This window comes from Rhizobium leguminosarum, from assembly GCF_019798305.1.
Lineage (GTDB): Bacteria > Pseudomonadota > Alphaproteobacteria > Rhizobiales > Rhizobiaceae > Rhizobium > Rhizobium leguminosarum_U.
The window spans coordinates 266296-279742 of record NZ_JAAXDD010000009.1 but is presented as its reverse complement, the minus strand read 5'-3'; the positions used below and the strand labels follow the sequence as shown (position 1 = coordinate 279742).

The 13447-nt window shown below is 60.8% G+C and carries 13 protein-coding genes and 1 riboswitch; of the genes, 3 read left to right on the top strand and 10 right to left on the bottom strand.

From position 1 onward, the window contains the following. Positions 1-90 precede the first annotated feature (90 nt). The gene (locus tag HFO99_RS18370) at positions 91-1602 is read left to right on the top strand and encodes an ATPase domain-containing protein (protein WP_222289171.1); all 1512 of its coding nucleotides are present in this window, start codon (positions 91-93) and stop codon (positions 1600-1602) included. Then, on the top strand, positions 1577-3742 hold the full coding sequence (locus tag HFO99_RS18365; protein ID WP_222362773.1) for a response regulator: 2166 nt from the start codon (positions 1577-1579) through the stop codon (positions 3740-3742). Before HFO99_RS18370 ends, HFO99_RS18365 begins: the two co-directional genes overlap by 26 nt. Here the strand turns inward: HFO99_RS18365 and mobB are convergent. The 3 genes from mobB to HFO99_RS18350 are packed head-to-tail and all read right to left on the bottom strand — an operon-like array spanning position 3674 to position 5756. Beyond that, on the bottom strand, positions 3674-4195 hold the full coding sequence (gene mobB, locus HFO99_RS18360; protein ID WP_077978355.1) for a molybdopterin-guanine dinucleotide biosynthesis protein B: 522 nt from the start codon (positions 4193-4195) through the stop codon (positions 3674-3676). The two genes, HFO99_RS18365 and mobB, sit on opposite strands and share 69 nt — an antisense overlap. Further along, the gene (gene mobA / locus HFO99_RS18355; protein WP_222362707.1) at positions 4192-4821 is read right to left on the bottom strand and encodes a molybdenum cofactor guanylyltransferase MobA; all 630 of its coding nucleotides are present in this window, start codon (positions 4819-4821) and stop codon (positions 4192-4194) included. The genes mobB and mobA overlap by 4 nt, the downstream gene beginning before the upstream one ends. A 26-nt stretch (positions 4822-4847) precedes the next feature. Beyond that, positions 4848-5756: a DMT family transporter gene (locus tag HFO99_RS18350; RefSeq protein ID WP_222362705.1), complete on the bottom strand. Its 909-nt coding sequence runs from the start codon at positions 5754-5756 to the stop codon at positions 4848-4850. 338 nt (positions 5757-6094) lie between these two features. On the opposite strand from HFO99_RS18350, the gene HFO99_RS18345 reads away from it, so the two are divergent. Next, positions 6095-6862 carry an SDR family oxidoreductase gene (locus HFO99_RS18345; RefSeq protein WP_222362702.1) on the top strand — a complete coding sequence of 256 codons (768 nt, stop codon included), beginning with the start codon at positions 6095-6097 and terminating at the stop codon, positions 6860-6862. A gap of 86 nt (positions 6863-6948) precedes the next feature. Here the strand turns inward: HFO99_RS18345 and ribB are convergent, their stop codons facing one another. The 7 genes from ribB to HFO99_RS18310 form a co-directional block, all read right to left on the bottom strand. Further along, complete coding sequence (gene ribB, locus HFO99_RS18340) at positions 6949-7584, bottom strand: 3,4-dihydroxy-2-butanone-4-phosphate synthase (RefSeq protein ID WP_222317945.1); 636 nt, start codon at positions 7582-7584, stop codon at positions 6949-6951. Positions 7585-7709: 125 nt separating this feature from the next. After that, positions 7710-7860, bottom strand: a riboswitch (FMN riboswitch). A gap of 177 nt (positions 7861-8037) precedes the next feature. Next, positions 8038-8820: a glucose 1-dehydrogenase gene (locus HFO99_RS18335; RefSeq protein WP_077978351.1), complete on the bottom strand. Its 783-nt coding sequence runs from the start codon at positions 8818-8820 to the stop codon at positions 8038-8040. A 97-nt stretch (positions 8821-8917) separates the two neighbouring features. After that, positions 8918-9058 carry a hypothetical protein gene (locus HFO99_RS18330; RefSeq protein WP_222362699.1) on the bottom strand — a complete coding sequence of 47 codons (141 nt, stop codon included), beginning with the start codon at positions 9056-9058 and terminating at the stop codon, positions 8918-8920. Positions 9059-9086: 28 nt separating this feature from the next. Continuing rightward, positions 9087-9875: an SDR family oxidoreductase gene (locus HFO99_RS18325; RefSeq protein WP_128407320.1), complete on the bottom strand. Its 789-nt coding sequence runs from the start codon at positions 9873-9875 to the stop codon at positions 9087-9089. Between the two features lie 22 nt (positions 9876-9897). Continuing rightward, the gene (locus tag HFO99_RS18320) at positions 9898-11376 is read right to left on the bottom strand and encodes a sugar ABC transporter ATP-binding protein (RefSeq protein WP_222362697.1); all 1479 of its coding nucleotides are present in this window, start codon (positions 11374-11376) and stop codon (positions 9898-9900) included. Positions 11377-11403: 27 nt separating this feature from the next. Then, entirely contained in the window at positions 11404-12333 is a 930-nt protein-coding gene (locus HFO99_RS18315) for a sugar ABC transporter substrate-binding protein (protein WP_003540275.1), read from the bottom strand. A 117-nt stretch (positions 12334-12450) separates the two neighbouring features. After that, positions 12451-13431, bottom strand: a complete 981-nt coding sequence (locus tag HFO99_RS18310; protein WP_131642397.1) for an ABC transporter permease — start codon at positions 13429-13431, stop codon at positions 12451-12453. Positions 13432-13447: the final 16 nt, after the last annotated feature.

The following is a 13447-nucleotide window of genomic DNA, read 5'->3' as shown; positions in this document are numbered from 1 at the left end:
CGGATCAGCACGTCGGGATCATACGCGCTTGACCATTTGACATTCCTTCGACCGCCACTAATTCACAGTATAAACTGAAGGAAACAATGAATGAATACTGCTGTGCCTGCCATGAAAGCGCGGACCGGAGTGTCCGGTTTGGACACAATTCTGGCAGGGGGCCTTTCGCCGGGGCACGTGTTTCTCCTGGAGGGGAATCCGGGGGCGGGCAAAACAACGATTGCGCTGCAGTTCCTGATCGAGGGTGCGCGGCTCGGCGAGCAGGGGCTCTACATCACCCTTTCGGAAACCGAGAGTGAACTCCGTGCCGGTGCCGGATCGCACGGCATGGTGATCGACGGCAATATCGAGGTGTTCGAGGTCGTACCTCCGGAAAGCCTGCTGGATGCCGACCAGCAGCAGAGCCTGCTTTATTCATCAGATCTGGAACTCGGAGAGACGACAAAGGAGATCTTTGCCGCTTTCGAGCGGATTAAGCCAAGTCGCGTGGTACTCGACAGCCTGTCGGAGATAAGGCTTCTAGCTCAAAGCTCGCTGCGCTACCGCCGCCAGATTCTTGCGCTCAAACATTACTTTGCCCGGCAGGGGGCGACAGTCCTCTTGCTCGATGATCTGACGTCCGACGTGCTTGATAAAACGGTGCATAGCGTCGTGCACGGGGTTATCCATCTTGAGGAGATGGCGCCGAGCTACGGCGCTGAGCGCCGGCGGCTCAGGATCACGAAATACCGTGGGCAAGCCTTCCGCGGCGGTTTCCACGACTTCACCATTCAAACCGGCGGTGTCGTTGTCTTTCCACGTCTCGTCGCCGCCGAACATCGGTCGAGTTATGTCCGCGACGAGTTATCCTCAAATATTCCGGAACTGGACCTCCTATTAGGCGGAGGGTTGGAGAGAGGTTCCAGTACGCTTATCCTCGGTCCATCCGGTACCGGTAAGAGTACTTTCTCATTTCAATTCCTGGTCGCGGCGGTTGCGCGTGGCGAGAGAGCGGCGGCCTTCATCTTCGACGAAGAGCTTGGCCTGCTCTTTACGCGGCTCAAGGCGCTCGGAATAGATCTCGAGACGCTAAGGAGCAGTGGTCTAATTCACATCGAACAGCTCGACGCCGCTGAACTGTCACCAGGTGAATTCGCGCATCGCGTGCGCCAGTGCGTGGACAAGTCGAACGCCAAGACCGTCATCATCGATAGCATCAATGGCTATCAAGCATCCATGCCGGATGAAAATTCGCTGATCCTTCACATGCATGAGTTGCTTCAATATTTGAACAGGCAAGGCGCCAATACCTTCCTTACCGTTGCACAACATGGGCTTGTCGGCGACATGAAGGCGCCTGTCGACGTGACCTATCTTGCGGACACAGTCATACTGCTGCGTTACTTCGAGGCTGCGGGGAGGGTGCGGCGAGCGGTCTCCGTGATCAAGAAAAGAACTGGGCTGCATGAGGATACAATCCGAGAGTACCGTATCGACAGTTCGGGGCTGACGTTCGGGGATCCTCTGGTCGGGTTCCAAGGTGTGCTTCGCGGCGTTCCCGAATTTGTCACTAGCGCAGAGCCGCTCCTGTCGACTGATGGCGGGGATCGCGGCAATTCCTAACTCCGTAAAGCCGAAAGCATTGATCTATACTCCCGCCGGACGCGATGCCCAGGTGGCGGTATCGCTAATCGACGAAGCCGGCCTATCATCGATTGCGGCTGCCGACCTGAATGTCTTTGCCTCTTTACTGAACGATGAGATCGCGCTTGGCGTGCTGACCGAAGAGGCCGTTCGCTGGAGCGATTTGAAGCCGATTGCTGCCTGGGTCTCCGCCCAGCCAAGCTGGTCCGATCTACCGTTCATCGTGCTCACCACGCGCGGCGGCGGGCCTGAACGAAATCCGGCCGCTGCCAGGCTTTCCGAGGTTCTCGGCAACGTCACTTTCCTGGAAAGGCCGTTCCATGCGACCTCCTTCATCAGTATTGCGCGGACCGCGTTAAAAGGGCGCCTGCGCCAATATGAGGCTCAAGCTCAGCTCGAGGCTTTGGGCGAGGGCGAGCGACGGTTGCAGACGGCGCTTGCAGCCGGTCGTCTTGGGGCGTGGGAGCTGGAGCTATCCTCGATGGCCCTGTCTGCCTCGGCCACCTGCAAGGCAGTCTTCGGCCGAAAGCCGGACGATGATGTCACACGCGACGATCTGATCGCAAGCATCCATCCCGACGACCGGGATCTTGTGGTGGCACGCCTGCGCGAGACGATCGATACCGGACGCGACTATTCGATCGAGCACAGGACAATCTGGCCGGATGGTTCACTCCATTGGACGGAGGTCCATGCGCAGCTTTATTCCGACAGATATGGTTCCGCCAGGAAACTCGTCGGGGTCTGTTCCGATACCACCGCCCGCAAGACCATCGAGGAAAATCTGAGACGCCTCAATGAAAACCTCGAAGAGCGTGTGCGGGAACGGACGAGGGAGGTCAACGCCGCTCACCAGACGCTGCTCGAAGAAGTCGCCCAGCGTGAAAAAGCCGAGGAGCAGCTACGCCAATCGCAGAAGATGGAGGCAATCGGTCAGTTGACCGGCGGCGTCGCCCACGATTTCAACAACTTGCTGATGGTCGTTCTTGGAAATCTGGAATTGCTCGGCAAGCACGTTGCCGGAGATGCCAAGGCGACGCGTCTGGTTGAGGGGGCAGTTCAGGGTGCGAGGCGCGGAGCGGCTCTGACGCAACGTCTGCTGGCTTTTGCCAGGCAGCAGGATCTGCAGGTCAAGCCCGTCGATCTGGCCGAGCTGGTCTCCGGCATGAACGACCTGCTGCGGCGCTCGGTCGGATCCTCGATCAGCATCGAAACCAATCTGCCGACAAGCCTGCCGCCGGCCCTGGTTGATGCGAACCAGCTCGAATTGGCGCTGCTCAACCTTGCAGTCAATGCCCGCGATGCTATGCCGGACGGAGGGGCGCTGTCCATCTCGCTACGCGAGGAAAATGTTGCCGGCGATAAGGGTGGTCTCGGCGAAGGGCCTTATCTTGTCTTGGCGGTGGCCGACTGCGGCACCGGCATGGACGCGGAGACCCTGAAGAAGGCAGTCGATCCGTTTTTCTCGACCAAGGAACTCGGAAAGGGCACGGGCCTAGGCTTGTCGATGATCCATGGACTTGCCGTTCAGCTCAATGGCGCACTTCGTCTGACAAGCGAGCTTGGGGTGGGGACGACCGCGGAATTGTGGCTTCCGGCGACGGCCTGGCGAACCGAGGTTCCGGCCGAGTCGGAGGTGGTTGTTGAGCAAGCCGCATCCAAACTGAAGATCCTCCTGGTCGATGACGACGCCTTGATCGCCATGAGTTCGGTCGACATGCTTGAAGATCTCGGCCACGAGGTCGTCGAAGCAAACTCCGGCTCGCAGGCGCTGGAACTGATCAGTAGCGGTCAGCATTTCGACCTTGTCATCACCGACTATTCAATGCCCGGTATGACTGGCGCACAGCTTGCCCAGGCCGCGCGGGATATTTATCCGGCATTGCCGATCGTGCTGGCGACAGGTTACGCCGATCTTCCTGCCGGGACCGATATCGATCTTCCGAGATTGGCAAAGCCCTATGATCAGGCTCAGCTCGCCAAGGAAATCGCCAAAGCAATGGCAAGCGAAACGGCTCCGCTTCTTAGATCCGGCGGCGACGCAGGTGGTTCAAAGCCTCGGCTGTTCAAGGCCGACGATGTCAGCGATGAAATCGGCGATGGCGCCTGTGTCGTCTAGATCGAAGACCGGCAGGGCCGTATCCGTGACGGCATGATCGGCGGCGATAGCGCAGATATGGGGATCGCTCGGCGCCAATGGTTCACGATTTGCAGCTTCCAGGCGGCGGGCCTCGATCTTCGGGATCGGCTCGCGCTTGTAACCTTCGATCAGCACGAGGTCGCAGGGGGCGAGGCGGGCGAGGATCTCCTCGAACTCAGGTTCCGGCGCACCGCGCAGCTCGTGCATGATGGCGTAGCGGGTGCCAGAGACGATGGTGACCTCGTGGGCGCCGGCCTGGCGGTGGCGGTAGCTGTCGGCCCCGACCTTGTCGATGTCGAAATCATGATGGGCATGCTTGATCGTCGAGATCCTATAGCCGCGGCGGGTGAACTCCGTCACCAGTCGGACGGCGAGCCCCGTCTTGCCTGAGTTCTTCCAGCCGGCGATGCCGAAGATTTTCGGTGCGGTCATGCGCGGAGGGCCTCCAGCCAGCGTTCCGCCTCGACGAGATCATCAGGCGTGTTGATGTTGAAGAAGGGATCGAGCAGGCTGGCGCGGGTCGGATGCAGCGGGAACGCCACTTCCGCAACGTCATGCCGTAACAGGAAGTCGCGCACGCGGCGCTTCTCGTCGGCGGCGATCCAGGCTTCGAGATCGGCGGCCAGCGTCACTGGCCAGAGCCCGAAGACGGGATGGCTGCGGCCCTCGGAGGCGGCAATGGCGATCTGCGACGAGTGCTCGATCGCCGCCGCCAGCCGGGCGACGAGATCGGCCGGGAAGAACGGGCAATCCACCGAGACCGTGACGACGTGGGTGATTGAGGGAAGGCCGGCGGCATAAACCATAGCCGCATGGATGCCGGCCATTGGTCCGGCCTTGCCGGGAAAACGGTCGGGAACGACAGGCACGTCCTCGGGGGCGGTTTCGGCATTGACGGCAACGAGCAAGGCCTGTTGCGAGAGGCGGGTCAGCACATGGTGGAGCAGGTTCTCGGCCCCGAGCATTACGCCCGCCTTGTCGCGGCCCATGCGCTGCGAACGTCCGCCGGCCAGCACGACGCCCGCTATATGAGATTTATCCAACGAGAATTCAGCCATCATCCTTCCTCAGCCATCATCTTGCTTCAGACGGGCGCGCGCGGCGCAGATTTCTGCGCGATCGGCGACACACGGCGCTTGGCCTCACGATAGAACGTATAGAGGCCGGAGGCGATGACGATCGCAGCCCCGACGAGCGTCCAGCTGTCAGGCACTTCGGCGAAGAAGAGGAATCCGAGCAGAGAGGAAAAGATCAGGCTGGTATAGCGGAACGGCGCGACGAAGGAGATTTCGCCGGTGCGCATGGCGAGGATGACCGACTGGTAGCCGACGAGCACCAGCACCGATGCGAGCGCGAGATGCCCAAGCGCGTTGCCGCTGACCGGCTGCCAGCCGCCGAGCACCGGGATGAGGAGCGCGCCGAAGAAGGAGGCTGATACGGCGGTGATGACGGTTATCATCAGCGAGGGAATCTCCGGACTGATGCTCCGGGTGGCGAGATCGCGGCCGGCCGTCGTCAGCACCGCGGCGACGCAGAGGAGGGCGGCGGCGGTGAATCCCTCAGGGCCGGGGCGGATGATGATCATCACGCCGACGAGGCCGACGAGGATCGCCGACCAGCGCCGCCAGCCGACCGGCTCGCCGAAGAAGAGGGCAGCGCCGAAGGTGACGACCAACGGCAGCGATTGCAGGATCGCCGAGGCATTGGCGATCGGCATCATGCCGAGCGCGGTGATATAGGTGACGGCGGCGAGCGCCTCGCAGATGATCCTGAAGATGATCATCGGCTCCAGCACGATGCGCCAGGAACGCAGCGCGCCCATTCTCCAGGCTATCAGATAGACGAGCAGGCTGGTGAAGAGGCCGCGCAGGAACATGATCTCGCCGGCGTTCATATCAGCGATCACCGATTTGGACAGAGCGTCGCTTGCGGAAAAACCGGCCATCGCCAAGCTCATATAGATGGCGCCCCCAGTATTGCGTGACCGCGGCATGAAGAGATTCCCGTTACCTGTGCGCTCCTTTTAGTCGCGAAGATGCATGAAGGGAATCGGATGAATGTCACACAAAGCATAAATCGATGATGCGGTGCACAATGGCGTCTACGTCAACGCAGGCGTGTGCGTGGAGGTCGCCGCAAACCGCCATTTACATGGTTTAATACCGATCCTTCCGACGCGGCGATCAAGGTTCGAACCTGGCCCGGTGGCGCGTCGCTGTGACCGAAATCAGCGGCCATAGGCGGGTTTTTCCTTTCCCGCGCGGGAAACGGGTGGCTGCATCGCCTGATGTTTGAGATCTCAGATGCCGCAACAACGAAGGAGAAACCGATATGACTCTTCTGAACGACAAGATCGCCATCATCACCGGCGCAAGCTCCGGCATCGGCCGCGCGGCGGCGAAACTTTTTGCGCGGGAGGGCGCCAAGCTCGTGGTCAACGGCCGGCGGCAGGACGCGCTGGAGGTCGTCGTCGCCGAAATCGAGGCGGAGGGCGGTCAGGCCATCGCCATATCAGGCGATGTCAGGGACGAGGCGTTGCAGGCAAACCTCGTGGAAACCGCTGTTTCGCGCTTCGGCGGGCTCGATATCGCCTTCAACAATGCCGGCATCATCGGCGACATGGCGCCTGTGGCTGGACTGGCGCTGGAAGGTTGGCGCGAGACGATCGAGACCAATCTTACCGCCGCCTTTCTCGGCGCTAAGCACCAGTCGGCGGCGATCGGAAACCGCGGCGGATCGCTGATCTTCACCTCGACTTTCGTCGGCCACACCGCCGGCATGCCTGGTATGGCCGCTTATGCGGCGAGCAAGGCGGGGCTGATCGGTTTCGTGCAGGTGCTCGCCGCTGAACTCGGGAGGCAGAACATCCGCGTCAACGCCCTACTTCCCGGCGGCACCGACACACCCGCCAGCATCACCAACGCGCCGGACGCCACGCCAGAAGTCCTTGCCTTTGTCGAGGGACTGCATGCGCTGAAACGCATGGCGCAACCCGAAGAGATCGCCAATGCGGCGCTTTTCCTCGCCTCCGACATGTCGAGCTTCGTGACCGGCACGGCGATGCTGGCTGACGGCGGCGTTTCGATCAGCCGGACTTAAGGCGGACAAGCGAAGGTGCCGTCAGGGTCATCACTGCGGCATGTTCTTTGTTGCGGCGGGCTATGCCGACGCAACAAAGGCATCGATCAGGCGACCTCGCGTACGTCTTTTGCCGCCTGGCGTTCGAGATAGGCGACCAGATCCTCGATGGTGACGAGGAGGAGGTTGTGGCGTTTGGCAAAAAGGGTGAGTTCGGGCAGGCGCGACATGGTTCCGTCGTCATTGGCGACTTCGCAGATGACGCCGGCCGGGGTCCTTCCGGCGAGGCGGGCGAGATCGACGGCGGCTTCGGTGTGGCCGGGGCGACCGAGCACGCCGCGGGGGTTGGCGCGCAGCGGAAAGATGTGGCCGGGGCGGGCGAATTCGTCAGGCTTTGTGCGATCGTCGACGAGGGCGCTGACGGTCGCGGCGCGGTCCGCCGCAGAGATGCCCGTCGTCGTGCCCTTGAGATAATCGACCGAGACCGTGAAGGCGGTTTTGTGCGATTCCGTATTGTTGGGCACCATCAGCGGAATATCGAGCGCATCGAGGCGCTCGCCTTCCATGGCGATGCAGACGAGGCCACGGGCGTGGGTCATCATGAAGGCGATTGTTTCCGGGGTGACGGCATCGGCCGCGACCACGATATCGCCTTCGTTTTCCCGGTTCTGGTCATCAACGACGACGACCATCTTGCCGCTGGCAATGGCTGATATGGCATCTTCAATTCTTGCGATAGTCATGCTGTCTGGCCTTTCAAGGGTTATGTCAGCGGGCTGACATGGTCTGCTCGGCTCAATCCGTGAGCGAGCCTTTTCCCTTGGGCGAACAAACGTCAGCCGACTCCGGGACGGAGTGCGACTGCCCGTGTTGTCCTCTTCCATCCGGACTATACCGTCGGCTCCGGCATCTCACCGGATCTGCTGACCTTCCGACAGGAGGTGCCGGAAGCGCTCGCGGGCTCCAGGATTGCTCCTGATACCGCCGGTGGGGAATTACACCCCGCCCTGAGAACATTTCAAAGATAGGATCAAAAACAGGCGGATGGCAAGGTCACACGACCGGGCAAAAATGCAAAGCTGCCCTAACGCCAATGGACACACTGTTCACAGGAGGCGACGACCGTGTCGCCCCAGTGCATCGTTGGTGGTTTGATCTTTGTCCCAAAACCGCTGCACACTTTTGGGCGAAATGTATCAGGACATGATCAGGCCGCCGTCGACATTGATCGTCTGGCCGGTGATATAGGCGGCATCCTCGCTGGCGAGGAAGGTCACCAGGCCGGCGACGTCTTCGCCTGAGCCGGCCCGTTTCATCGGGATGCCCTCGACCCATTCCTTCATCAACTCGCCGGGGGCGTAGTTGCCGAGCAGCTTGCCCCAGGCCTGGTCGTTATAGGCCCACATGTCGGTCTCGATGATGCCGGGGCAGAAGGCGTTGACGGTGATCTTCTCGGTCGCGACTTCCTTGGCCAGGCTCTGGGTGATGCCGACGACGCCCATTTTCGAGGCGGCATAATGCGGCGTGTAGATAAAGCCGTCACGGGCCTGGCCGGAAGCGGTGTTGATGATGCGGCCGCCGCGCTTGTGCTTGCGCATTCTCGATATCGCCTCCTGGGCGCAGAGGAAGACGCCCTTGGTGTTGACGGCCATGACCTTGTCCCACTCGTTTTCGGTCAGGTCCTCGACGCGGGCAATGGTGATGACGCCGGCGTTCTGGATCGAGACGTCGACCGAGCCGAATTCCTTCTCGGCGGCATCATAGAGGGCGGTGACGCTCGCCTTGTCGGTGACGTCGCCGATGAAGGAGATCGCCTTGCCGCCTTCGGCCCGGATCTGTTCGGCAACGCCGTGAACCAACTCCTCGTTGGCCGAGACGACGAGATTGGCGCCTTCTTTCGCAAAGCGTTTGGCGATCGCCGCTCCGATGCCGCGGCTACCCCCGGTAATGACGACGGTCTTCTGCTCAAAGCGTTTCATGCTCTTTCCTTGTCCATCGATAAACAGCAAATCTGGATGCGAACTACCATGCGATCATCATTGGGAGCTCAACTGGTTGTCGTGAATTCAGGCAGTCCTAAGCGCTGATGACGACGCCTGAGCTCTCCGTCCGTTCAATCAGCGCGAAGGGCGGGCAGACGGCGATATCGCACGCCGTCTTGCCCGTTGGTCCCTTCAGCGCCTCGATCTCAGCCAGGGAGGAAGCGAGATCGGTCACTTTCCCGCGGCGGCAATGAGCTTTCCCATCACCAGCAGCAGAAACCGCCGTCAACGAGAAGATCGACGCCGGTCACGAAACTCGCTGCATTCGACAGCAGGAACACCGCCGGACCTACCATCTCGTCCACCGCTGCCATGCGCTGCATCGGCGTCTGCTCTTCGAAGAGTTTGGTCTGGTGGACCATCTCCGGACGGGTGTTCATGGGCGTTGCCGTGTATCCGGGGGAGATGGTGTTGACGCGAATGCCGCGGTCGACCCATTCCATCGCCATGGACTTCGACATATGGATTACGCCCGCCTTGGAGGCGTTATAGTGCGCTTGGCTCAGCCCGCGGTTTACGATCACACCGGACATGGATGCGATGTTGACGATGGAGCCGCGTCCATTCTTCAGCATGGCGCGGGCCTCGGCCTGGCAGGAAAGAAAGACGCCTTTGAGGTTGATATCCATCAACGTCTGATATTGGTCCTCCTCCATCTCTTCCGCCGCGTTCGCGTTAGCGATGCCCGCCGCGTTGACCGCAAGCGTCAGTGTGCCGAGATCGGCTTCGGTCCGTGCTATTGCCTCTCCAAGGGAAGACTTGCTCGTGACATCCGCCGCGATCTGGATCGAGCGGCGGCCGGCGGCGCGAATATGTTCAGCCGTCTTGGCCAGTCCGTCGTCGGTTCGGCGGTCGAGCAGCGCCACGTCGGCGCCGCATTGCGCAAGGCCGATGGCAATGCGCTGACCAATACCGCTGCCGGCTCCGGTCACGATGGCAACCTGGCCGCTGAGATCGAAAAGCTTCGGGGCGTTCAGAGTGATGTCGGACACCGCTCTTCCTTTCTCTGTCTGTTTAGATGGTGGCCAGTTCCATGACCGAAACGTCATTTGCCTGGTCACGATTGAGAATCCCCGCCTGCTTGCCTTGCGCAAGCACGAGAATGCGATTGGAGACTCCGAGAACTTCTTCGAGGTCCGAGCTTACGACGATGACCGCCACGCCCTGTTTGGCAAGATTGACGATGATGTCGTAGATGCCCGCTCGGGCACCGACGTCGATGCCTCTCGTCGGTTCGTCGAGCACGACGACCTTGGGATCGCGCATCAGCCACTTCGCGATCACGACCTTCTGCTGGTTGCCGCCGGATAGGTCCGAGGCGTGCTGTTCAGCACGGCCCTTTACGCCGAACTTGGCAACTGCCTTTTCTGCAAACGAGCGCTTGATGCGCGGCGTGATCCAACCACCGCCCAGTTTGTCGAGATTGGCATAGATAATGTTCTCGCTTATCCGGTGCCCGACGATCAGGCCTTGCTCCTTGCGGTCTTCCGGAACCATCACGATACCCTTGGCGACCGCGTCCGCCGGATCGCGCAGCCTGAGTTCCTCGCCTTCCAGCTTGATCGAACCAGCACTGATTGGATCTGCTCCCGAAATCGCACGCACCAGTTCGGTGCGGCCGGCGCCGACCAATCCGGCGATCCCCAGAATTTCGCCGGCCCGGACCTCGAAGGTAACCTCACGGAACGAGTTGTCCGGCGAGCTCAGCCCGGATACTTGGAGTACCGGACGATCTGTCGGAACCGGCAGGGTAGGGAACAAGCGGTCAAGCGGGCGCCCGACCATGCTCTCGACAATCGTTCGCACCGGGGTCGCGCTGTCTGAGAATTCTTGCACCCGCTCCCCGTCACGAAGAACGACGATCCGGTCGGTTATCTGCTTGATCTCTTCCATACGGTGGGAAATGTAGACGATGCCGACGCCTTCTGAGCGAAGCTTCCGAACCTGTTCGAAGAGAGCTTCCGTTTCCGCGCCGCCAAGGGCGGCTGTCGGCTCATCGAGGATCAGGAGCTTTGCGTTGAGAGCCAGCGCCTTGGCGATCTCGATAAGTTGCTGATTTGCCGTGGAAAGGCCGGCGACCGTCCGCGTTGCGGGGATGTGAAGGTTCAAGCGAGCGAGCTGGTCCTGGGCCCGGCGAACCATCTGGGCGCGGTCGACGACGCCGTTCTTCATCGGCCAGCGTCCGATGAAGACGTTTTCCGCGATCGACAGCTGCGGCAGAAGCAGCAGCTCTTGGTGGATCAGGACAACGCCCTTGTCGATCGCTTCCCTTGGTGTGGCCGGGGCATAAGGCTGCCCCAGCCACGTCATTGATCCTTCGGATGGTGTGCGGGACCCGGCGATGATGCCCGATAGCGTTGACTTGCCTGCTCCGTTTTCACCGAGAAGTGCAACTACCTCGCCCGGATAGACGTCCAAGCTGACATTCTTCAGAACCTGGAGCGGCCCATACCATTTGGATATGCCCCTCAGGGAAAGAACTGGATCAGTCACGGCACACCTCCTCTAGACTCGACTTCATTACGGATGGTTGGCGATGAAGCCTGCGACGTTTTCCTTGGTTGTCAGCGTGGCATCCAGGAGCTGGACCGGCGGCACTTTCTCCCCGGCAACAAGCTTGGCGGCGTTTTCAACCGCGTCGCGGCCCATCTTCTGCGTCTGCTGTGTCGCCGTTACGTTGAAGACGCCCTTGCTCAGCGCTTCGAGAGCTGCGGTGTCGCCATCGAAGCCGCCAACCACGATCTTCTGCGACGGATTGGCGACCTTGATCGCCTGCGCGGCGCCGAGGGCGAGGCCGTCGGCCTGGGCGAACACGATCGAAACGTCCGGATTTGCCTGCAGCATATTCTGCATGATCTGGAAGCCTTCGTCCTGGCTCCAGATGTTTGAGAATTGCTCGGCGACAACCTTGACGTCCGGATATGCCTTGAGAGATTCAGCGCAGCCCTTCGAACGATCGACTTCCGGCGTTGTGCCTTTCTGGCCGTGGATGATGACCATCTTCCCCTTGCCGCCGGCTTCCTTCAGGATGTAGTCGCATACGGCCTTGGCAGACGCGACGGAATCCGTTGCAAGGAAGGTATCGCCGGGTGCTCCCTCGGCGTTGCGGTCAACGTTCACGACCGGGATACCAGCGCTCTTCGCGAGCTTGACCGGAACGGTCGCAGCCGCCGCGCCGGCCGGAATGTAGATCAGCGCGTCGATTTTCTGGGTTAGAAGATCCTGGATCTGGTTGACCTGTGTCGGCCCGTCGCCCTTTGCGTCGACCGTGATGACTTCGATGCCGCGCTTTTTGGCTTCGGCTTCGACGGATTGTTTGATCTGGTTGAAGAAGTTTGCCTGAAGGTTGGCAACGGCCAGGCCGAGCTTCTTCAATTCCGCCGCATGTACGGGGCCAAGCATGAGACCGAGCAGGGCAGCAGACGCGAGCATGGTGCGCGCAATTTTCATTGTATTTCCTCCGTTGTTTGATGGAACCCTCGGGTATGTCCTCCCCCTCGGGGTATTGATCCGCCCCAAACCCTTGGAGCGGAATTCCTGGTCCGCCATCGCGGCGGACCTCGTTCGTTAGGCGCGACGCCGACGAATAGTCTCCGCGCCGACCGCGAGCACGATGACGATGCCGATGATCACTTGCTGCAGGAACGGTGAGACGTTGAGAAGATTGAGCCCGTTGCGAAGGACGCCGATGATAAGAACACCGATCAGCGTTCCACCGATGCCGCCCGCGCCGCCGGAGAGCGAAGTCCCGCCGATGACGACCGCAGCGATGGTGTCCAGTTCATAGCCCAGACCACTGGACGGCTGGACGGAATCCAGCCGCGCGGCGAGCACGATGCCGGCGAGCCCCGCAAGGACGGCACTCACGACATAGACGGCTATCGTCACGAGCGGGACGTTGATGCCGGCCAGGCGTGCGACTTCCGGATTTCCTCCCACCGCGTAGAGCATACGACCTTCGGACCGGAAGTGCAGGAAAAGCCACGCGGCAAGAACAACCGCAAGCATGAGAAACACAGTGGCTGTCAACACGCCGAAATGGCGATCGATTGCCAGCATCATGAACCAGTCGGGAAATCCGACGATTTGCTGGCCGTCCGTGATCATATTTGCAACGCCGCGAGCCGCGGACATCATCGCAAGAGTGGCAATAAAGGCTGGAACCCTGAACTGCGTCACCAGAAGTCCGACGATCAGCCCCGAAACGCCCGATGCGACCAGAGCAAAAGCGATCCCGACCGGCAGCGGTAGGCCGGCGACATTCGCAGTCCAGCCCATGACCATCATCGCAAGAGCGAGTGCCGAGCCGACGGAGAGATCGATGCCGCCGATCAGAATGACAAAGGTCATTCCGACGGCCATGATGCCGAGGACAGTGATCTGATCGAGGATGTTGAGGCCGTTGCGAACCGAAAGAAACGTGTCGGTGCTGAGGCTCAGGAAAACGCAAAGCGCGAGCAGCCCCACGAGCGGGCCGGTGGCTCCCTTGAGCTTGCTCAACCAGGCGCCGGACGAAAGCCCGTGTTCATTGATATCGAGCGCCACCATTGTTCCTCCCTATGCC